Below are 20,514 nucleotides of genomic sequence, written 5' to 3' on the forward strand. Positions count from 1 at the left end.
GTCACATCCGGTCCGGGGCGCTCACGCCGAGCAGATGCAAGGCGTTGCGCAGCACCTGACCCGTCGCGTCGTTGAGCCACAGCCGCGTGCGGTGCAGATCGCCGACGGGCTCGTCGCCGAGCGGGATGATGCGGCAGTTGTCGTACCACTTGTGGTACGAAGCGGCCAGTTGCTCGGCGTAACGCGCGATGCGGTGCGGCTCACGAAGCTGCGCGGCCTGGGCGACGATGCGCGGGAACTCGGCGAGCGCCCCGAGCAGCACGCTCTCGGTCTCGTGCTCGAGCAGCCCCGCGTCGAATCCGGAACGATCCACTCCCGAGTCGATCGCGTTCCGCGCCACCGAGCGGGTGCGGGCGTGCGCGTACTGCACGTAGAAGACGGGGTTGTCGTTCGTGCGCTTCTGCAGCAGCTCGGGGTCGAGGGTGAGCGGCGAGTCGGCCGGGTAGCGAGCGAGGGAGTACCGCAGCGCATCCGTGCCGAGCCACGCCTGCAGGTCGTTGAGCTCGATGACATTGCCGGCACGCTTCGACAGTCGCGCCCCGTTGATGCTGACGAGCTGTCCGATGAGCACCTCGATGTCGCGGTCCGGATCGTCGCCGGCCGCCCCCGCGAGCGCCTTCAGCCGGTGCACGTAGCCGTGGTGGTCGGCGCCCAGCAGGTAGATCTTGTGCGCGAAGCCGCGGTCGCTCTTGCTCAGGTAGTAGGCGGCGTCGGCGGCGAAGTAGGTGTACACGCCGTTGCCGCGCCGGATGACCCGGTCCTTGTCGTCGCCGAAGTCGGTCGTGCGCACCCACACGGCGTCGTCCTCGTCGAAGACGTGGCCCTGCGCGCGCAAGCGGTCGACGGCCTGGTCGATCGCGCTCGGCACGCCGCCGTCGCCGGGAGCGTGGAGCTGCCGCTCGCTGAACCACACGTCGAAGTGCACGTTGAAACGCTCGAGCGATTCCCGGATCTCCGCGAGCTGCAGCTCGTACCCGAGCTCACGGGCGACGGCGAGGGCCTCGTCGGCGGGCAGCTCGAGCAGGTCGGGACGCCGCTCGAGTGCCTGCTGGGCGAGCTCGCCGATGTAGGCGCCCGGGTACCCGTTCTCCGGCGTCGGCTCGCCCTTCGCCGCGGCGAGCACCGACGCCCCGAAGTTGTCCATCTGGTTGCCGGCGTCGTTGATGTAGAACTCGCTGGCGAGAGCGGCGCCGGACGCCTTGAGCACCCGGGCGAGGGAGTCGCCGAGGGCGGCCCACCGCGTGTGCCCGATGTGCAGGGGTCCGGTCGGGTTGGCCGACACGAACTCGAGGTTGATGCTCTGCCCCGCGAGGGAGTCGTTGCGCCCGTACTCGTCGCCGGATTCGACGATCGTGCGTGCCACCTCGCCCGCCGCGGCGGCGTCGAGGGTCAGGTTGATGAACCCGGGTCCGGCCACCTCGACCGACGCGATGCCCGGCAGGGCGCGGAAGCCCTCGGCGAGCTCGGCCGCGAGATCGCGCGGCGGCACGCCGAGCGGCTTCGCGAGCCGCATGGCGATGTTGGTCGCCCAGTCCCCGTGATCCCGGTTGCGAGGCCGCTCGAGCGGCACCTCGGACACGTCCGCTCCCCCGCCTCGTCGCTCGACGACGTCCGTGACGACGGTGAGCAGGAGGGCGGAGAGGTCGGCGGGATTCACGGTGCCCGATCCTACCGGCCCCCGTCGCGGGGGCGGCCGGGTCATCCTGCAGACGGATTTCCCGGGCCGGGGCGATTCCCGTTCGTGTCGGCGCGGCACTGGCACGCATGATGGGGGGCATGGGTCAGGTCGTCGTCCGTCCGTTCGCTGCGCTCGCCGTCGTCGGCGCGCTCGCCGCCGCGCTCGCGGCGTGCACCCCCACCGGAGAGGGAGCGGAGCCCGATCCGACCTCGACACCGCGACCGAGCGCATCCGGGTCCGCCTCGGCGACGCCCGAGCCGACTCCGACCGAAGACCCGATCGTCGGGGAGCCGGTCGGGGTGGACTGCGATCAGCTGGTCACGCCGGATGTCATGTACGCCTACAACCCGAACTTCGCGCTGCTGCCCGAGCCGACGATCGACGAGGGCTCGGATGCCGCGATCGCGCAGGAGCAGAAGGGGCTCGTCTGCCAGTGGCAGAACCTGACGAGCAACGAACTGCTCACCGTCGCGGTCGCGAAACTGCCCGACGAGGCCTTGACGCTGCAGAAGAACCGCGCGTTCGGCGAGAGCACGATGGTGCCCACCTACGGTGTGGAGGGATACTTCACCGTCGCAGACGGGGTCGGCGAGGCCGACGCGTTCGATCGCGACTACTGGGTCTCGACGCGGTCGAGCTTCTACCTCGAGCCGGGCGACGCCATCGACATCGTCGCGGCTTCGCTCGCCGCCCTTCCCTGATCGGCGTGCTCAGCCGAGCTGCACGGGCGCGGTGTGGTCGTCGCCGGGCAGTTCGTCGACGGTCGCGCTGACCTCGAGCCGGGTGAGCTCGAGGTCGGCGAGCGTGTTCGTGAGGAACGCCGTGTCGGCCGCGTCGCGCCCGGTGGAGATGCGCAGGAGCGACTGCCGCGGGGCGAGACCCGTCGCGTCGAGCACGAACCAGCGACCATCGACCGCCGCCTCGACGACGGCGTGGAAGTCCATCGGGGCGAGGCCCGGCGCGTACACCGCCACGAGGCGCGCGGGCACGTCGAGGGCGCGGAGCATCGCGATCACCAGGTGTGCGAAGTCGCGGCACACCCCCCGCCGGGACAGCAGCGTCTCCATCGCACTGTCGGTCGGTGAACTCGATCCCGACACGTACGCCGTGCGCCCGTTCACCCAGTCGCGCACCGCCCGCAGGAGGTCGTGCCCGGCGAGTCCGGCGAAGAGTTCGCGCGCGGTCGGCGTGAGCGCGTCCGAGGGGCAGTAACGGCTCGGCCGGGCGTAGACGATCGCGTCGAGCGGTGTGACGGACGGCGGTTCCGCCTGCCCGCTCACGACCGCGCGGTACCGCAGCGCCAGCCGGCCGGGGCCCGCGCGGAGGGCGTGCAGCCGTGTGTCGTGCAGGTCGGCGAGCTCGGTCGCCTCGACGGGGCGTCCGTCGAGGGACAGCTCGAGCTCCTCGTCCCGTTCCACCCCGTCGGCGACGGCGACCGCGAACGCGAGTGCGGTGGAATCGCCGAGAAGAGCCTCGATGTCGGCGGTGACGACGCGTCTCACGGCCACAGCCTGTCGCGACGCCAGCCGACTCCGAACCGGCGGTAGCGCACCCGCATCTGGTCGCGATCCGGCGTCGCCTGCCAGAACTCGACGGTCTCCGGTTCCACGTAGTACGCCGTCCAGTCCTCGGGCACGAAGTCGGGCTGCTCCGCGACCAACCGCTGGGCGTCGGCGAGCTGCTGCTCGGCGTCGTCCGGCATCTCGCTGCTCTGGCGGCCGGCGATCGCGCCGGCGCGGGCGATCGGATGCCGCGAGAGGAAGTCGCGCTCGGCGATCTCGCGTTCGGCGACCCGCACGGTGCCGGTCACCCGCAGCTGGCGACCCTGCTCCCGCCAGTAGAGCACGAGCGCGGCACGGGGGTTGCCCTCGAGCTCGAGGCCCTTGGGTCCGGAGTTCACCGACGCGAACCAGAGACCGCGCTCGTCGACGTCTTTCAGCAGCAGCGTGCGCGCGTTCGGCACCCCGTCCTCGGTCGCCGTGGCGAGCGTCATGGCGTGCGGCACGGCCACGCCGGCGTCGATGGCCTGCTGCACCCACTCGATGACGGCCGGCAGCGGCTCCTCCGGCAGCGCGTCCGGGTCGAAGAGGGGCAGCCGAGCCTCGAAGGGCTTCAGGGAACGCAGCCGGGAGCGCAGGTCGTCGGGGGTGGCCATGGTCTCAACCTAGGCGGCCCACACCCCCGCCGACAGCCCGGCACGGCGACCACGGAGGCGCGGTCGAGGGCACCGCGGATGGTCTAGGGTTGGAGCGCACGCCTCCGTAGCTCAGGGGATAGAGCGCCGGTTTCCGGTACCGAAGGTCGGGGGTTCGAATCCCTCCGGGGGCACCAATGCCCCAGCGCCCATGGCGCTGGGGCTTTTTCTCTGCGGCACGACGGTGCGGGCCTCGGCGGTACCCTTGGCCCTCGTGCGTGTCGTCATCGCCCCGGACTCCTTCAAAGGCTCGCTGACCGCTCGCGAGGTCGCCGCGGCGATCGCCGCGGGATGGCGCGAGCAGCGCCCCGACGACGAGCTCGTGCTCGTGCCGCTCGCGGACGGAGGCGAGGGCACCCTCGACGCGATGGAGCAGGCGATGCCGGATGCCGCGCGTCGCTCCGCGGGCACGGTCACCGGACCGGACGGGCGGCCCGTCGCCGGCGAGTACCTGGCACTGCCCGGCGGCGTCGCGGTGGTCGAACTCGCGCAGTCGTCGGGGCTGCCGCTCATGGGCGGCCTCGACCCGCTCCACGCGACCACGCGCGGGCTCGGTGAGGTGATCGGGCGCGCGCTCGACGACGGCGCGACCTCGATCGTCGTGGGACTCGGCGGGTCGGCCTCGACCGACGGGGGCGCGGGCGCCCTCCGCGCGCTCGGACTGCGGCTGCTCGACGAGCACGGCGCCGACGTGTCCGACGGAGGGGCGGCACTCCTCGAGGTGCGCACCGTCGACCGGTCGGGCCTCCGTCCCATCCCCGGGGGCGTGACCCTTCTGAGCGACGTCACCGCCCCGCTGCTCGGCCCGACGGGCGCCGCGGCGGTGTTCGGGCCGCAGAAGGGCGCCGCCGAGCACGACGTCGCACTGCTCGACCGTGCCCTCGCGCACTTCGCCTCCCTGCTCGGCGGCGATCCGTCCGTGGCGGGCACGGGCGCCGCGGGTGGCACCGGGTTCGGTCTCCTCGCCGCCTACGACGCCCGCATCGTCTCGGGCGCCGACCATCTCGCGGCGCTCGTCGGCCTGCCCGAGCGCATCGCCGCATCCGATCTCGTCCTCTCCGGCGAAGGACGCTTCGACGAGCAGTCGCTCGGCGGCAAGATCGTCGGCCGCACGCTCGCCACGGCCCGTGCCGCGGGGGTGCCCGCCGGGGTGATCGCGGGACAGATCACCACGGCCCCGCCGCAGTGGGGCGTCGCGCTGACCGCGATCGCCGGCTCGGTGGAGCAGGCGATCGCCGAGCCGGCGAAGTGGCTCGAGGCCGCCGGGCGCATGGCCGCCCGCGAACTCGGCTGAGCACTCCCCCAACGGAACGTCCTCCCCGCCCGTCTCAGTAAGGGAAGGGAGGATCGCCGTGAGCACGACACTGCTGCCCGCCGGCGTCCACGGCAGAATGGCGTCGACACCGAGGAGCACCGTGCCGCACGACCGCGAGGCAGCCGGGCCGGACGAGCCCTCCGCCGTGCGCCGTGAGGAGCCCTGGGAGGCCGTCGTGGCGCGGCTCGTCGCCGACCGCGGCGACGCGTTGCTGCGCTACGCGCAACTGCTGTGCGGCAGCCCCGATGACGCCGCCGACCTGGTGCAGGACGCGCTCGTGAAGACCTTCGGCCGGCTGCGGGCCGGACTCACGGTGCAGAGCGCCGAGGCGTACGTGCGCCGCAGCATCCTGACCACCCACGTGGACCGGGCGCGACGACGGCAACGCTGGAGGCGCATCGCCCACCTCGCGTACCGGCCCGACGAGGTGCCTGCAGCGACCGACGCGCTCCAGGAGCGCATGGATCTCACCGAGCAGTTGCAGCGACTGTCCCCGCGCGAGCGGGCCTGCGTCGTGCTGCGCTACTACGAGGACCTCAAGGTCGACGACATCGCCGAGTGGCTCGGGATCAGCCCCGGGACGGTCAAGCGCTACCTCAGCGACGCGCTCGCGAAGCTCGCGATCGCGCTCGATCCGGCGCACGACGCGGGAAGCGGAGGGGGGCACCATGGCCGATGAACGCGGACTCCGCGACGCCTTGGATGGGCACCGGAACGACCCGACGCCGACGATCGACGTGGGATCGGTCGTGCGTCGAGCGCGCGGACGGCGCCGCGTGCGAAAGTTCGCCGCCGGCGCGGGTGTCGTGGCGTCGGCGGCCGCGGTCGTGACGGCGGTCGTCGTGACGCTCCCGCCCCAGGCGACGGTCACCTCCGGAGGCGCCGAGTCGGGCGCCGCGGATGGCGCACCGGGAACCGGCGCCCCCGACTCGGCGGAGGAGTCGACCGACTCGTTCTCGACGACCGACCTGGCCCCGGCCTACAAGGTGAACGGATGCGAGGGCGCCGTCGCCCTCCCCGTCGCCGTGGACGGCCTCACGGTCGACGTCGAGTTCCCCGCGGACGCCCCGGTCGGCACTCCCCTCGCGGGCGTCGTCGTGCTGACCAACGACGGCGTGGCAGCGGTGCGGGGCACGGCCTCGGCGCCTCCGGCCACGACCCTCGGCGAGGAGGGGATCGTGCGGTGGCACTCGAGCGACCTCGGAGCCGTCGCCGTCATCGACCTCGCGCCCGGCGCATCCGTGCGTCTCGACGCGACCGTGCAGCCGGTCCGGTGCACGGCCGACGACGAGGCGCTCCCGAGCCTGCCCGACGATCTCCCCGCCGTCCCCGCCGGCGAGTACACCGTGTCGGCGGCCCTCGACGTGACGCTGAGCGACGGACGGGTCGTGCAGCTCGTGAGCGCGCCGGAACCGGTCACCCTGCGCTGAGGATGCCGACATCCGGCGTCGCTAGACTCCGAGCCACGTTCCGTCGGTGGAGGGAGATCCGGACGATGCGGTCGGTGCGCACCCTGGCGGTCGCCGCCCTCGCGGCGGTGCTCATCGCGGCGCCGACGGCGGCGCAGGCCGCCGCCCCCATCGACCTCGGCGGCGAGTACGTCGTCGACCAGGTCGGTGCCCTCGAGGACCGTGGACCCGAAGTGCTCGACGCCCTCGACCGGCTCTACGACCAGTCGGGGCTGCAGTTGTTCGTGGTCTACGTCGACCGCTTCGACGGGGCCGAGGACGGCTGGGCCGACGCGACCGCCGAACGCAACGGCCTCGGACGCAACGACGTGCTTCTCGCGGTCGCGACCGACGACCGCAACTACGAGCTCTCGACCGACCTCGACATCCCGCTCACCGAGGCGCAACTCGACGACGTCGAGGCGATCGCCCTCGAGCCGAGTCTGCGCGAGAACGACTGGGCCGGAGCCGCCGTGGCCACCGCCGACGGGCTCGCCGCGGTCGCGCAGGGGCTGCCGGTGCCGGAGCCCGACATCACGCCGGGCGAGCCCGACCCGGGCCAGCGGAACGCCTTCCCCTGGGGAACGGTGCTGCTCATCGGCCTCGGCGTGCTCGCGGCGGCCATCGTCGTCTTCCTCGTCGCCGCCGCCGTCGCACGCCGACGTCGTGCCGCCGAACTCTCGCGCGCCGCCGCCGACCGGGAACGTGAGCTCGAGACGCGCGCCGGCGGCATGCTCGTGGCGCTCGACGACGCGCTCACCACCAGCCGCCAGGAGCTCGGATTCGCGATCGCCGAATTCGGCGAGCAGGCCACCCGCGACTTCGCGGTCGCGATCGACGAGGCGGCGGCGCAGGTCGGCGAGGCGTTCCAGCTGCGCCAGCAGCTCGACGACACGACGCAGGAGACGCCCGAGCAGCGGGCCGCCATCTCCCGGCGCATCATCCAGCTCTGCGAAGGCGCGGATGCGGTGCTCGACGCCCAGCTCGACGCGTTCGAGGCGCTGCGCGACCTCGAGAAGGCGGCCCCCACCCTCGTGCCGGAGCTCGGGGCGCGGCTCACCCCGCTCCGCGAGCGGATCGCCACGACGGCGGCCACCCTGACGGCGGCCGGGCAGCGCTTCGACGAGGCCGCGCTCGCCGCGGTGGCGGGGAACGCCGAGCAAGCCGACGAGGTGCTCCGCATCGCCGACACCTCGCTCACCGAGGCCCGTGCCCGGCTCGCGGCGGGCACCTCCGCCGCCGGCCCCGCTCGCGCCGCGCAGGTCGCGCTCGCCCAGGCCGACGCGCTGCTCGACGCGGTGGGCACGCACCTGCGCAACCTCGATGAAGCGGCGCAGCGCCTCGACGCCGCGATCGCCGACACCGAATCCGATCTCACCGCCGCCGGGTCGGCGCCGACCGAGGAGGTGACCCGCGCCATCGGCGACGCACGTGCCGCCCTCGACCGGGCGCGTGCCGGACGCCGCTCCCCCGTCGAGGCCGCTCAAGAGCTGCTGAGCGCGAACGCGCAGCTCGACGCGGTGCTCACGGCCGTGCGAACCGAGCAGGAGAACCGGGCACGGGCGACGACCGCACTCGTCACGGCGGTGCAGGCCGCGCGCACCCGCGTCGCCGCGGCGGCGCAGTTCATCGACACCCGACGCGGGGCCGTCGGCGCCGGCCCGCGCACCCGCCTCTCCGAGGCCCAGCGTCAGCTGCTCGACGCCGAGACCCTCGGTCAGACCGACCCCGTGGCCGCCCTCGGTCGCGCCCAGCATGCCTCCGCGCTCGCCGACTCGGCACTCGGACTCGCTCGCGCCGACCGCGACAGGTGGTCGGCCGCGCCGCACCCGGCGCAATCGGGTGCCGCCGAACTCGGCGGACTGCTCGGCTACCTGCTCGGCGGAGACGACGACGGATACGGCTACGACGGAGGCGGATGGTCCTCGGGCCGTCGCAGCGGCGGTTGGTCGGGCGGTTCCTCCGGAGGCCTGTTCGGCGGGTCCTCGGGCGGCTGGTCCTCCGGTCGGTCCTCGAGCAGCGGATCCCGACGCTCCTCCGGCGGCAGCCGACGCAGTTCCCGGAGCAGCGGCGGATCGCGCAGCAGCCGGCGCGGCAGATTCTGACTCGAACCCACCCGAACGACACCACGACAGGAAAGGACGCCAGCACATGGCCAAGCAATCGATCCTCGGGCGCATCGCCCAGCTCGCGAAGGCGAACATCAACGCGCTGCTCGACCAGGCCGAGGACCCGCAGCTCATGCTCGACCAGATGGTCCGCGACTACACGAACAGCATCGCGGAGGCCGAGAGCGCCGTCGCCGACACCATCGGCAACCTGCGGATGCTCGAGCAGGACCACCGCGAAGACGTCGCCGCCGCGCAGGACTGGGGCCGCAAGGCGCTCGCCGCGAGCGCGAAGGCCGACGAGCTGCGTGCGGCAGGCAACCCCACCGACGCCGACAAGTTCGACCGGCTCGCCAAGGTCGCGATCGGCAAGCAGCTCGCCGCCGAGAACGAGGCGAAGCAGGCCGAGCCGACGATCGCCTCGCAGAACGAGGTCGTCGAGAAGCTCAAGACCGGTCTCGGCACGATGCGCGACAAGCTCGAGCAGCTGAAGACCAAGCGCAGCGAGCTCATCGCGCGCCAGAAGACAGCGGAGGCGCAGTCCCGCGTGATCGACGCGGTCAAGAGCATCGACATCCTCGACCCCACGAGCGAGATCGGACGCTTCGAAGACAAGATCCGCCGCGAAGAGGCCCGCGTGATGGGGCAGCAGGAACTCGCCGCCTCGACGCTCGACTCCCAGTTCGAGAGCCTCGAAGACCTCGATCGGGAGACCGAGATCGAGGCGCGGCTCGCCGCCCTCAAGAGCGGCGGCGCGAAAGCGGTGACCGCTGGCGAGTGACGCGGTGCGGTCGGGGCGGTTCCGCGCCGCCCCGACCACCTTCGGACCCGATCGCCTCCCGGGTCTCGACATCGCTCGTGCCCTCGCGGTGCTCGGCATGTTCGCCGCGCACACGATCGCACGTGACGGCGCCGAGAGCCTCGTCAACGGGCGCTCCTCCGTGCTGTTCGCGACGCTCGCGGGGGTGTCGCTCGGCCTCATGACCGGCGGTCCGACGCCCTCGCGCGGGACCGCCCGGTTCGCCGGGGCCGCCTCCATCGCGATGCGGGGTCTCCTGCTGCTCGCGCTCGGCCTGCTGTTGTGGGGCCTCCGCACCGACATCGCCGTGATCCTCGACTACTACGGCGTGATGTTCCTCCTGCTGCTTCCGGTGCTCTTCGCGCCGCGCTGGGTGGTCGCGATCGTGGGCGCCGCGGCGGCCGTGGTCGGCCCGGTCGCGAAGGAGGCCGCCCTCGGCGCTGTGCCGGAGGGCGGCTCGCTCGTGCTCGATCGCCTGCTCACCGGCTACTACCCCGCCCTCATCTGGCTCGCCTACCTCGCCGCCGGGCTCATCGCCGCCCGCAGCGACCTGCGCCGTGCGCGCACCCAGACCGTCGTCGCGGTCACCGGACTGCTCGGCATGGTGCTCGGCTACGGCGGTGCCGCCCTGCTGCCGGGAGTCGACGCCGAGGCGCACTCGGACTCGACCGCCGAGGTGCTCGGTTCCGGCGGACTCGCTCTCGTCGTGATCGCGATTCTCGTCTGGCTCACCTCGCCCGAGCGGCGAGCCCTCGGGCGCGCAGCCCGGATCGTCACGTGGCCCCTCGCCGCGACGGGGTCGATGGCCCTGACGGTGTACGTGGCCCAGCTGCTCGTGCTCGCCGCGTGGATCGACACCCGACCCGACCGCTTCGACGTCGACTACCCGCCGACGTTGTTCGCCGCGCTCGCGGTCGGCTCGATCCTTTTCGGCACGGTGTGGCGCGCCACCCTCGGCGCGGGGCCGCTCGAGCGACTGTTCCGCGCGCTGACGATCACCCCCTTCCGGCGCACCCGCTGACCGCACGTCCCGCTCCCGCCGGCGCGGTTTCCCGTCAGTAGATGCCCTTTCGCCGCGCCGATGAGGGCATCTACTGACGGGAAACGGACCAAACCGGTGATCCGCTGGGTGCGCGGAGCAGCGGGAATCCCCGCGGGGGCGGAGCAGTTGGGGCGGACATGACGACCATCGGATTCATCGGTTCAGGACACATCGGCAGCCAGCTCGCGCGCCTCGCGGTCGCGCAGGGCCACGACGTGGTGCTCAGCAACTCGCGCGGCCCGGAGACCCTCGGCGACCTCGTCGCCGAGCTCGGCGACCAGGCGCGAGCGGGCACCGTGCAGGGAGCGGCCGAGGCGGCCGACATCGCCGTCGTCACCATCCCGCTGCGCGCGATCGACAGCGTGCCCGCCGAGCCGCTCGCCGGCAAGGTCGTCATCGACACGAACAACTACTACCCGCAGCGCGACGGCCACATCGCCGAGCTGGACGCCGAGACCACGACGAGCGCGGAGCTGCTGCAAGCGCGCCTGCCCCAGTCGCACGTGGTGAAGGCGTTCAACCACATCTACTCGAGCGCGCTCACGCAGGAGGGGCAGCCCGCCGGCACCGAGGACCGGCGTGCCCTCGTCGTGGCCGGCGACGACGAGGACGCCAAGCGCGTCGTCGGCGAGCTCATCGACTCCTTCGGATTCGACGTCGTCGATGCCGGTCCGCTGAGCGAAGGCTGGCGCATCCAGCGCGACACACCCGGATACGGCCCGCGGCGCACCGCGGACGAGCTGCGCGCCGACCTCGCAGCCGCGAAGCGGTACCGCGACATGTGAACCGTCGAGGGTGGGGGCGGTGCCACACTGAAGGCATGGCCCTCACCTTCGTCGTCGTTCCGCAGTGGCAGGGATCGGGCTCGTCCCGCGCGATGCAGCTCGTCGACGGGGCGGAGGCGATCCGCGGAGACCTGCCGAGCACCGCGACGCGCGTCGTCGAGGTCCCCCTCGAGGCCGGCGACGGCGAAGGCTCCGGCATCGAGCGGTGGAGCTCCGTGCGCGTCGTGCGCGAGCGGCTCACCGACCAGCTCGCGCGCCTCGACGGCCCGGCCCTGACCGTCGGAGGCGACTGCGGCGTGGAGTGGGCCGCCGTCGAGCACGTCGCCCACCGCGACATCGCGCTCGTCTGGTTCGACGCGCATCCCGACCTCAACTCCCCCGCCGAATCGACGAGCGGCGCCTTCCACGGCATGGTGCTGCGCACGCTGATCGAACGCGGCCTGCCCGCCGACCGCGTGGTGCTCGCGGGCACCCGCTCGTTCGACGATGCCGAATCGGAGTACGTCGCGACCTCGGGCATCCGACACGTGCCCGTCTCCGATCTCACGACGCCGGATGCGCTGGTCGCCGCGGTCGAGGCGACGGGCGCGCGAGAGGTGTACGTGCACGTCGACCTCGACGTGCTCGATCCCGAGGAGATCACCGGCCTCAGTCATCCGGAGCCGTTCGGCCTCGACGGGTCCACCCTCGCCACGCTCATCGGAGCCCTGCGCGACCGCTGGCCCCTCGCCGGTGCGGGACTCATGGAGTTCGCGCCCGCGTCGCCCGCGGCGGCGAACGACGACCTGCCGGTCATCCTGCGGGTCATCGGCGCCCTGACGGCCCCGCGTCCCGCCCCGTAGCATCGGCAGATGGAGTCCCGGATCACCGTCGACCGCGACGGACACGTTCTGCTCATCGGCCTGAACCGCACCGACAAGCGCAACGCCGCCGACCTGCCGATGCTGCAGGAGCTCGCACTCGCCTACGGCGAGCTCGAACGCGATCCCGAGCTGCGGGCCGGTCTCGTCTACGCGCACGGCGACCACTTCACGGCCGGTCTCGACCTCGCCGACATCGCGCCCCGCATCGGCCCCGACGGCATCGACACGGTTCCCGACGGTGGGCTCGACCCGTGGCAGGTCACGGGCGCGCGACGCAGCAAACCCGTGGTGCTGGCCGTGCAGGGCATCTGCTTCACCCTCGGCATCGAGCTCGCGCTCGCGAGCGACATCGTCGTCGCCGCGGACTCGACCCGGTTCGCGCAGCTCGAGGTGAGTCGCGGCATCCTCCCCTTCGGTGGCGCGACGCTACGGTTCCCGGCCGCGGTCGGCTGGGGAGCGGCCATGCGGTGGATGCTCACCGGTGACGAGTTCGACGCCGCCGAGGCGCACCGCATCGGCCTCGTGCAGGAGGTCGTGCCGCACGGCGGGCAGTACGACCGCGGGCTCGCGCTGGCTCGACGCATCGCCGCGCAGGCGCCGCTCGCCGTGCAGGCCACCCTCGAGAACGCCCGTCGTGCCCTGCACGACCGCGCCGGCGCGGCGGAGGCCCTGCAACCCGCTCTCGTGCGTCTCGCCGCGAGCGACGACGCCCGCATCGGCATGGAGGCGTTCCTCGCCCGCACCCCCGCGGAATTCACCGGCCGCTGACCCGATCGCGGCGCTAGCCTCGAGCCATGACTGAATACGACCTGATCGTCATCGGTGCCGGCGCAGTGGGAGAGAACGTCGCGGACCGCGCCGTTCAGGGCGGATTGTCCGCCGTTCTCGTCGAAGCCGAACTCGTGGGCGGCGAGTGCTCCTACTGGGCCTGCATGCCCTCCAAGGCGCTGCTGCGCAGCGGCTCGGCGCTGCGCGCCGCGCGCCGCGTCGCCGGAGCCCGTGAGGCGGTGACCGGAGACCTCGACGTGCGCGCGGTACTCGACCGACGCAACGCGTTCACCAGCAACTGGTCCGATGCGGGACAGGTCGACTGGGTGCGCGGCGCCGGCATCGACCTCGTGCGCGGACACGCCCGCTTCACCGGCCCGAAGCGCATCGAGGTGACGGGTGAGGATGGCACGGTCACCGAGCTCGTGGCCCGCCACGCGGTCTGCGTGAGCGTCGGCACCGACCCGAAGATCCCCGACATCCCCGGTCTCGCCGAGGCGAACCCGTGGGGCAGCCGCGAGGCCACGAGCGCCCAGGAGGTGCCCGCGAGCCTCGCGATCCTCGGCGGCGGTGTCGTCGCCTCCGAGATGGCCACCGCGTGGGCGACCCTCGGCAGCAGGGTCACCCTCATCGCCCGCAGCGGCCTGCTCGAGGGCATGGAGCCGTTCGCCGGCGAGGCGGTCGAGCGGTCGCTGCGCGAACTCGGCGTCGACGTGCGCCTGCACACCGCGACGGAACGCGTGACGCGCTCGGAGGACGGCGTGCACATCGAACTCGGCACCGGCGAGTCGGTGACGGCGAGCGAGGTGCTCGTGGCCACGGGCCGCACGCCGCGCACCGGCGACCTGGGCCTCGAGACGATCGGACTCACCCCCGGGGACTGGCTGCGCGTCGACGACACGCTGCAGGTCGAGGGTTTCGACTGGCTGTACGCCACCGGCGACGTGAACCACCGCGCCCTGCTCACCCACCAGGGCAAGTACCAGGCCCGTGCGGCCGGCGACGTCATCGCCGCGCGCGCCCGCGGACTCGCGGTGTCCGACGCGCCGTGGGGCACCCATGTCGCCACGGCCGATCACGCGACCGTGCCCCAGGTGACGTTCACCGACCCGGAGGTCGCCTCCGTCGGGCTCACCGCGCGCCAGGCCGAGGAGGCCGGCTACGACACCCGCGTCGTCGACTACGAGATCGGCTGGGTCGCCGGGGCGAGCGTGCACGCCGACGACTACGCGGGAACGGCTCGGATGGTCGTCGACGAGAGCCGCGGCGTGCTGCTCGGCGTCACCTTCGTCGGGCCGGACGTGAGCGAGATGCTGCAGGCCGCGACCATCGCGATCGTCGGCGAGGTGCCGATCGAGCGGCTCTGGCACGCGGTGCCCGCCTATCCCACGGTGAACGAGGTCTGGCTGCGGCTGCTCGAGGCCTACGGTCGCCCGGGGGCGGAGGCGCGCACGCCGGCGTAGACGCCGAGCAGCGAGGTCGCCGTCGTCGCCCAGCCGAAGCGGGCGGCATGCTCGAGCGCGGCAGGGCGGGCGCCGGATCGATCGGCCGCCAGCACGCGGTCGAGTACGGCCGCCCACGCGCGCGGATCGCGACCGTCGACGAGTTCGCCGGACGCGCCGTCGGCGACGGCCTCGCGAAGTCCGCCGCTGCGTGCGGCGACCACGGGCACCCCCACGGCGGCGGCCTCGAGCGCGGAGGCCCCGAAGAGCTCGCCCCACGAGGGCACGAGAACCACGGAGGCGGCCGCCATCAGGCGGGCCCGCGCGCGGTCCCCGAGGGGACTCACGCGGCGCACGTCGGCGCCGACGCCCAGTCGGCGCGCCAGCTCGAGCATCCCGGTCGCGTCCCCCGCGCCCGGGGCCACGAGCACCGGTACCCACCCGCGCAACGCGTGTAGTTCGGCGAGCGCGAGCACGGCGAGCTCGTGCCCGCTCCACGGGGTGACCGCTCCGGGGATGACGATGAGGGGCCGTGACGGGTCGATGCCGAGGTCGAGGCGCACCGCCTCGGCCTCCGCCTCGTCCGCCGTGCGGAACAGCTCGGTGTCGACGCCGGGCGGCACGACCCACACCCGGTCGGCCGGGGCCCCCACCTGGTCGAGGAGCGCGGTCGCCTCCGCCGACGAGGACGCGACGACGGCGTCGGCCTGGTTGACGAGGAAGGTCTCGGATCGCCGGCGCCGTTCGGAGGGCGACGGCACCCCGGGCGGGCGGTCGGCGTCGAGTACGGCGGCGAGGCTCGCGAACGAGACCACGAGCGGCAGCCCCAGCTCGATCGCGACCGGCAGGGCGGCGAGCCCGCTCGTCCAGGAGTGGGCGTGCAGCACGTCGTAGCGCGGGGACCCGGCGCGGGCGAACACCGCGATCGCCTCGCCGAACTCGTCGACGGCGGTCGACGGGTCGTCGCCGAGGGCGACGGGCAGGTCGCGCAGGGTGACGCCGTCGACGGTGCGCACCCCGCCGGACCCGGGTGACACGACCTCGACCGGCACGTCGAGCCGTGCGAGAGCGCGCGCCGTACCGAGCAGGATCGGATCCGGTGCGGTGACCTCCGGGGCGTCCGGATGCGGCATCGACACGAGAGCCACTCTCGGCAGCACGCTCATGCCGTCACTGTAATGTGCGCAGCATGGCGGCTCCTGGGGTTCCGATCGCCCTGCGCGGCGCCGTGGCCTGGGCGTCGCGGCGGCGTCCGCTGCGCGCGGTGCTGCTGCACCCCGCGGTCGCACGACCGGGGTACTGGCTCGCCAGCGCGTGCGGAGCCCTCTGGGGCGGGCTGCTCGGCGGTTTCCGCTACCGGCGGCGCGGCGGGGTGGTCGTCTGCGCCGGCCTGCCGCGATGGGCCTTCGGCCGCGGGGGCACCACGATCGGCGCGGTGTACCTGACGCGCGACACGGTCTCGGATGCGGTGCTGCGTCACGAGGCGGTGCACCGGGCGCAGTGGCGGCGATACGGCCTCGTGTTCCCGGTGCTGTACTTCGCGGCCGGCGTCGATCCGCACACCAACCGCTTCGAGGTCGAGGCAGGCTTGCGAGAGGGAGGGTACCGATGAGCACCATCGTCATCACCGGGGGCAGCTCCGGTATCGGCGCCGCCGCCGCCCGCGAGCTCGCGCGGCGCGGCCACGACCTCATCGTCGTCGGCCGTGACGCCGGGCGCACCCGGTCGGTCGCCGCGGAATGCGGCGGCACCGCCCTGCTCGCGGATTTCTCTCGACTCGACGAGGTGCGCGGGCTCGCCGACGAACTCGCCCGCCTGCCGCGCATCGACGTGCTCGCGAACAATGCGGGCGGTCTCATGCACCGGCGCGAGCTCACGGTCGACGGGTTCGAGCGCACGCTGCAGCTGAACCACCTCGCCCCGTACCTGCTGACCCGGCTGCTGCAGCCGCGCCTCACCGCATCCGGCGCGCGGGTGCTCCACACGGCGAGCGTGGCGAACCTCGTCGCGTGGCGCCGGTTCGAGACCCTCGACTGGAGCGACCGCCGCTGGGGCGGGGGCTGGCGGGCGTACGGCACGAGCAAGCTCGTCACGATCCTCTTCGCCCGCGAGCTCGCGCGGCGCACCGGGCTCGAGAGCTACTCGTTCCATCCGGGCTACGTGCGCACGTCGTTCGGCGCCGAGTCCCCGATCCTGCGCCGCTTCACGAACCTCGTGGAGTCGGCGCAGATCTCGCCGGAGTCTGGCGCGGCGCCGCTCGTGCAGCTCGCGACAGCGGACGAGGTGCCCGGCGAGAACGGCGGCTACTTCTCGCAATTGCAGCCGGAAGGGCGCGCGCAGCGTCGGGCGAAGGACCCGGAGCTCGCGGCGCGCATCTGGGCGCGCAGTGCCGAGCTGCTGCACCTGCCCGTCGATTGACGAGCGACGGTACAGGCGGGTTCAGCCGAGCTCGGACCGGCCGCGGCGCCAGTACCCCATGAACGCGACGTCGGAGCGGTGCAGTCCTACCTCGCGCACGAGGTGCCGACGCAGCCCGGCGATGCAGCCGGCCTCGCCGGCGAGCCAGGCGTAGAGCTCGCGCGACGGGGTTGCAGCGGGCACCTCCCACAGCGCGTCGGCGTCGACGTCGATCTCGTCGAGGCCCTCGCCCCCGTCGTCCGTGACGACCATCTCGCTCACGTAGGCGCGCACGGCCCGGTCGAGGGCGACGCCGTGCTCCAGTTCCGGCCGGCTCTCACGGGCGAGCCAGGTGACCGTCACTCCCCCGGGTGCGGCCACGGGCTGCACGTCGGCTTCGCTCGGCACCTCGATGAACGCGCGACCGCGGGCCTTGCGCGGAAGGGATTCGAGGATGCTGCAGATCGCGGGCGCGGCCGACTCGTCGCCGGCGAGCAGCACGCGGGCGGCGTCGCCGGGGTTCCATTCGACGCCGGGGGCCGGAGCGTCGGCGGCGACGGGTCCGATCGCCTCGGGCGCGACGAGGTGGATGATCTCGCCGACGCGGGCGCGACGCACCCAACGCGTCGCAGGACCCTCGTCGCCGTGGACGACGAAGTCGACGTCGAGTTCGCCCACCTCGGGTCGGGCGGCGCGGATCGTGTAGGTGCGCAGCACGCAGCGTTCCTGTTCGGGCATCGCCCGCCACGCGGCGAACCAGTCCGTGGCCCGGGGGATATGGCGCGACCCGGTGACCGGATGCGGGACCGCGATCTTGATGCGCTGGTCGAAGCCCGCCGCGTGCACGGAGCGCAGCTCGTCGCCGCGGAAGGTCACGCGCACGAGGTGTCGTCCCACCGGCGTCACCGCGGCGACCTCGGCCGCGAGCACGGCGTACTCGACGCGCGTGGGCAGCGTGATCGGGGTGGTGGGGAGCGACATCACGCCAAGTATGGCATGCCTAACCTAAGCCGTCACGGTCAGGAGGTCGGCTCGCAGCTTCACCACATCGACGGATGCCGTCGCTGCCACCGCAGCCGGCGCTCGAGCTGGGCGCCGATCGCGAGCAGCACGTCCTCCCGGCCCGGGCGACCGATGAGCTGCACACCCATCGGCAGGCCGGCCGAGGTCTCACCGACCGGCAGGGTGATCGCGGGCAGCCCGCTCACGTTCACGAAGCTCGTGAACGGGGTGTACTGCACCTGCTGCGCGAAGTTCCGCTCGCCGTCCTCCGCATCCCACCATCCGATCGGTCGCGGCGTCTGCGCGAGCGCGGGGGTGATGACGGCGTCGAACGGGGCGAACGAGCGGATGACCCGCCGCTCGAACCCGGTCAGCACGGCGAGCGCCTCCGCGAGCTCCCGGGCGGAGAGGGCACGTCCGCGCTCGACGAGCCAGCGGGTGAGGGGCTCGAGCAGGTCGAGCTGCTCGCCCTCGGCGGGGATTCCCGCGGCGCCGGCCTGCCAGATCGTGCGGAAGGCGGGCGCGTATTCGGGTGACGGACCGAAGTCGAGCTCCTCGATGCCGTGCCCGAGGGCGTCCAGTTCGCGCAGCGCGGTGTCGAGCACGTCGCGCGCGGCGGGATCGAGCGCGATCTCGTACGCCTCGTCCCACGGGCTCGAGGTCATGACGGCGAGCTGGAAGCGACCCTCGCCGCGAACGGCGGCGTTGAGCAGCGCACCCCCGTCCCATGCGGGAGCGCGGGTGGAGAACTCCCACGCTCCCTCGCTCATGGCGTCGAGCAGGAGCGCGGCGTCGGCGACCGTGCGGGCGAGCGGGCCCGGGACCACGAGCCCGGCCAGCCGGTCGAGGCCGCTCCCCGCGGGGATGCGACCGCGCGACGGTTTGAGTCCCACGAGGCCGGTCGCCGCGGCGGGGATGCGCACGGATCCGCCCCCGTCGCTGCCCGGCGCGACCGGCAGCAGACCGGCGCTCACCGCGACGGCGGCGCCGCCGCTCGACCCACCGGGTCCGAGGGCCGTGTTCCACGGGTTGCGGGCGGGAGGCGCGGCGAGCCCCTCCGTGTAGCTGGGCAGTCCGAACTCGGGCGCGGCGGTCGCGCCGAGGCTCACGGCGCCCGCCGCATCGAGCACGTGCACGAGCTCGTCGGATTCCGCCGGCACGAAATCGCGGAACAACCGCGAACCGAAGGTCGTGCGGGCACCGGCACGACGGGTCAGGTCCTTCTCGGCGAGCGGCAGCCCCCACAGCGTGGCCGCGCGGGAGGCCGAGCGGGCGATCGCGTCCGCCCGGTCGAGCGCGCCCTCCGCCGAGACCGTCGTGAACGCCCCGAGCACGGGATTGAGGCGCGCGATGCGTTCCAGATAGTGCTCGGCGAGCTCCCGCGGCGACACCTCCCCCCGGCGCAACCATTCGACTTGCTCCTGGGCGGTGAGGTGGTGCAGCTCGAACACGCGTCGAGCCTAGATCGCTCCGGGCGGCGCCTCGAACGGCCGGCGCGCTCCCGCGGCCCGCATCGCGCGCCTCGCGGAGGCGAGCGGCTCGTCGTCCTCCCAGCGGCGGATTCCGATCGTCGCGAGGGGTGTTAGATTCCCCCGGGAAAGGGGCGACATGCGGGGACGTGCGACGGCACTGGCCGGGATGGCGGTGCTCGTGGCGGTGGTGAGCGGTTGCTCCGCGGAAGCCGCCCCGGATGACGACGCCCCCGCGCACAGCGCCCCGCCCGAGACCGGTCAGACGCCGGAACCGGCCGCCACCTCCGAACCCGCCCGCTTCGAGCAGCCGGAGTCGTGCGAGGAGCTCGTGCCGGAGAGCCGCCTGACCACGTTCGAGAAGACGGGGTTGACGCTGCTCGGCGGCCCCGGCGGCGTCTACGGCACCGACTACTTCGCCGACCCGACCCCGGAGGAGCAGTCCGGCGGGATCACCTGCATCTGGGGTGTCGACGGCAACGACGGCACGACGATGGTGTTGTCGGTGGCACCGATGTCGCCCGCGAATCGCGCCCAGGTGGTCGGCGACCTCGTCGCGCAGGGTCTCAACGAACGCAAGGCGGGCGACGCCGTCGTCTACGAGGTCATCGGCGACACGGAGGGCTTCCCCGCGATCGTCAACGTGCTGCGCAGCGACAGCTGGATGTCGGTGCTGAGCGCGACCGGCGGCCAGGCCGCCTACGACGACGCGATCGCGATCTGCGACGAGATGACGGAACTGGCCTACTCGTCCTGACCGGGATCGTCGAGCTCCTGGAACGCGGTGATCTGCAGCCCACCGGGTGCCTCGAGGCGCGCGTTGAGCGAGCGCCACGGCGTCTCGACCGGCTCGGCGACGACCTCCGCTCCCCCGTCGGCGAGGCGCCGCGTGGTCTCGGCGGCGTCATCGACCTCGAATGCGACCCGGATGCTCAACGCATATGGTCGCGCGGTCGGTCGGCCCACCTCCACATCGTCGATGTAGCGAATCTGGGCAGGATTGGCGATCTCGAGGGTCGCAGCGGGCACCTCGAGGATCGTGACGTGCGCGCCGCCGCCGGCGGCGAACGCGCCCTGTTCGCGCAAGCCGAGCACGTCGCGGTAGAAGGCGACGGCGGCGTCGTAGTCCTCGGTCTCGACGACGAGGCGGAGTTGTCGTGCGGTCATGATCCGAGCCTGGCAGTCCGCACCGACACAGGCCAGT

At 73.2% G+C, this 20,514-nt stretch carries 21 protein-coding genes and 1 tRNA gene; 15 read left to right on the top strand and 7 right to left on the bottom strand.

The features are described 5' to 3' along the window. Position 1: 1 nt before the first annotated feature. Positions 2–1,657 (bottom strand): arginine--tRNA ligase, encoded by a 1,656-nt coding sequence (gene argS, locus CLV46_RS11515; RefSeq protein ID WP_100364900.1) that lies wholly within the window; start codon positions 1,655–1,657, stop codon positions 2–4. A gap of 119 nt (positions 1,658–1,776) precedes the next feature. On the opposite strand from argS, the gene CLV46_RS11520 reads away from it, so the two are divergent. Beyond that, positions 1,777–2,379, top strand: coding sequence for a hypothetical protein (locus CLV46_RS11520; protein WP_100364901.1), 603 nt, complete (start codon positions 1,777–1,779; stop codon positions 2,377–2,379). A gap of 9 nt (positions 2,380–2,388) precedes the next feature. Here the strand turns inward: CLV46_RS11520 and CLV46_RS11525 are convergent, their stop codons facing one another. Beyond that, positions 2,389–3,180: a transglutaminase-like domain-containing protein gene (locus tag CLV46_RS11525; protein WP_100366033.1), complete on the bottom strand. Its 792-nt coding sequence runs from the start codon at positions 3,178–3,180 to the stop codon at positions 2,389–2,391. Further along, positions 3,177–3,833 (bottom strand): pyridoxine/pyridoxamine 5'-phosphate oxidase, encoded by a 657-nt coding sequence (locus CLV46_RS11530; protein ID WP_100364902.1) that lies wholly within the window; start codon positions 3,831–3,833, stop codon positions 3,177–3,179. Before CLV46_RS11530 ends, CLV46_RS11525 begins: the two co-directional genes overlap by 4 nt. Positions 3,834–3,933: 100 nt before the next feature. On the opposite strand from CLV46_RS11530, the gene CLV46_RS11535 reads away from it, so the two are divergent. From CLV46_RS11535 to CLV46_RS11580, 11 genes are all read left to right on the top strand, one after another. Further along, positions 3,934–4,009 (top strand) — tRNA-Arg (locus CLV46_RS11535). A 77-nt stretch (positions 4,010–4,086) separates the two neighbouring features. After that, positions 4,087–5,166 (top strand): glycerate kinase, encoded by a 1,080-nt coding sequence (locus tag CLV46_RS11540; RefSeq protein WP_157802306.1) that lies wholly within the window; start codon positions 4,087–4,089, stop codon positions 5,164–5,166. Between the two features lie 58 nt (positions 5,167–5,224). Beyond that, positions 5,225–5,866: a sigma-70 family RNA polymerase sigma factor gene (locus tag CLV46_RS11545; RefSeq protein WP_245866774.1), complete on the top strand. Its 642-nt coding sequence runs from the start codon at positions 5,225–5,227 to the stop codon at positions 5,864–5,866. Continuing rightward, entirely contained in the window at positions 5,856–6,617 is a 762-nt protein-coding gene (locus CLV46_RS16790) for a hypothetical protein (protein ID WP_170028564.1), read from the top strand. Before CLV46_RS11545 ends, CLV46_RS16790 begins: the two co-directional genes overlap by 11 nt. A gap of 74 nt (positions 6,618–6,691) precedes the next feature. Continuing rightward, positions 6,692–8,740, top strand: coding sequence for a TPM domain-containing protein (locus CLV46_RS11550; protein WP_170028566.1), 2,049 nt, complete (start codon positions 6,692–6,694; stop codon positions 8,738–8,740). A 46-nt stretch (positions 8,741–8,786) separates the two neighbouring features. Further along, a complete protein-coding gene (locus tag CLV46_RS11555; protein ID WP_100364905.1) occupies positions 8,787–9,524 on the top strand; it encodes a PspA/IM30 family protein in 738 nt (245 codons plus the stop codon). A gap of 4 nt (positions 9,525–9,528) precedes the next feature. Beyond that, entirely contained in the window at positions 9,529–10,563 is a 1,035-nt protein-coding gene (locus tag CLV46_RS11560; RefSeq protein WP_100364906.1) for a DUF418 domain-containing protein, read from the top strand. Between the two features lie 158 nt (positions 10,564–10,721). Next, positions 10,722–11,369, top strand: a complete 648-nt coding sequence (locus tag CLV46_RS11565; protein ID WP_100364907.1) for an NADPH-dependent F420 reductase — start codon at positions 10,722–10,724, stop codon at positions 11,367–11,369. 35 nt (positions 11,370–11,404) lie between these two features. Continuing rightward, positions 11,405–12,211: an arginase family protein gene (locus CLV46_RS11570; RefSeq protein ID WP_100364908.1), complete on the top strand. Its 807-nt coding sequence runs from the start codon at positions 11,405–11,407 to the stop codon at positions 12,209–12,211. A gap of 9 nt (positions 12,212–12,220) precedes the next feature. Then, complete coding sequence (locus tag CLV46_RS11575; protein ID WP_100364909.1) at positions 12,221–13,000, top strand: crotonase/enoyl-CoA hydratase family protein; 780 nt, start codon at positions 12,221–12,223, stop codon at positions 12,998–13,000. A gap of 26 nt (positions 13,001–13,026) precedes the next feature. After that, positions 13,027–14,463: a dihydrolipoyl dehydrogenase family protein gene (locus CLV46_RS11580; RefSeq protein WP_100364910.1), complete on the top strand. Its 1,437-nt coding sequence runs from the start codon at positions 13,027–13,029 to the stop codon at positions 14,461–14,463. Here the strand turns inward: CLV46_RS11580 and CLV46_RS11585 are convergent. After that, on the bottom strand, positions 14,424–15,608 hold the full coding sequence (locus CLV46_RS11585; protein ID WP_100364911.1) for a glycosyltransferase: 1,185 nt from the start codon (positions 15,606–15,608) through the stop codon (positions 14,424–14,426). The genes CLV46_RS11580 and CLV46_RS11585 overlap by 40 nt on opposite strands. A 23-nt stretch (positions 15,609–15,631) precedes the next feature. On the opposite strand from CLV46_RS11585, the gene CLV46_RS11590 reads away from it, so the two are divergent. Both CLV46_RS11590 and CLV46_RS11595 read left to right on the top strand, forming a co-directional pair. Continuing rightward, entirely contained in the window at positions 15,632–16,054 is a 423-nt protein-coding gene (locus CLV46_RS11590; RefSeq protein ID WP_245866777.1) for a hypothetical protein, read from the top strand. After that, entirely contained in the window at positions 16,051–16,860 is an 810-nt protein-coding gene (locus tag CLV46_RS11595; protein ID WP_100364913.1) for an SDR family NAD(P)-dependent oxidoreductase, read from the top strand. Before CLV46_RS11590 ends, CLV46_RS11595 begins: the two co-directional genes overlap by 4 nt. Before the next feature lie 21 nt (positions 16,861–16,881). Here CLV46_RS11595 and CLV46_RS11600 read toward each other — a convergent pair whose 3' ends face one another. Together CLV46_RS11600 and CLV46_RS11605 are read right to left on the bottom strand one after the other, a co-directional pair. Continuing rightward, a complete protein-coding gene (locus CLV46_RS11600) occupies positions 16,882–17,820 on the bottom strand; it encodes a siderophore-interacting protein (RefSeq protein ID WP_100364914.1) in 939 nt (312 codons plus the stop codon). Between the two features lie 59 nt (positions 17,821–17,879). Then, on the bottom strand, positions 17,880–19,292 hold the full coding sequence (locus CLV46_RS11605) for an amidase (protein WP_100364915.1): 1,413 nt from the start codon (positions 19,290–19,292) through the stop codon (positions 17,880–17,882). Positions 19,293–19,449: 157 nt separating this feature from the next. On the opposite strand from CLV46_RS11605, the gene CLV46_RS11610 reads away from it, so the two are divergent. Further along, positions 19,450–20,067, top strand: coding sequence for a hypothetical protein (locus CLV46_RS11610; protein WP_157802307.1), 618 nt, complete (start codon positions 19,450–19,452; stop codon positions 20,065–20,067). On the opposite strand, the gene CLV46_RS11615 is transcribed toward CLV46_RS11610, so the two are convergent. Further along, positions 20,055–20,477 (bottom strand): VOC family protein, encoded by a 423-nt coding sequence (locus tag CLV46_RS11615; protein WP_100364917.1) that lies wholly within the window; start codon positions 20,475–20,477, stop codon positions 20,055–20,057. The two genes, CLV46_RS11610 and CLV46_RS11615, sit on opposite strands and share 13 nt — an antisense overlap. Between the last annotated feature and the right edge of the window lie 37 nt (positions 20,478–20,514).

This window comes from Diaminobutyricimonas aerilata (assembly GCF_002797715.1).
Lineage (GTDB): Bacteria > Actinomycetota > Actinomycetes > Actinomycetales > Microbacteriaceae > Diaminobutyricimonas > Diaminobutyricimonas aerilata.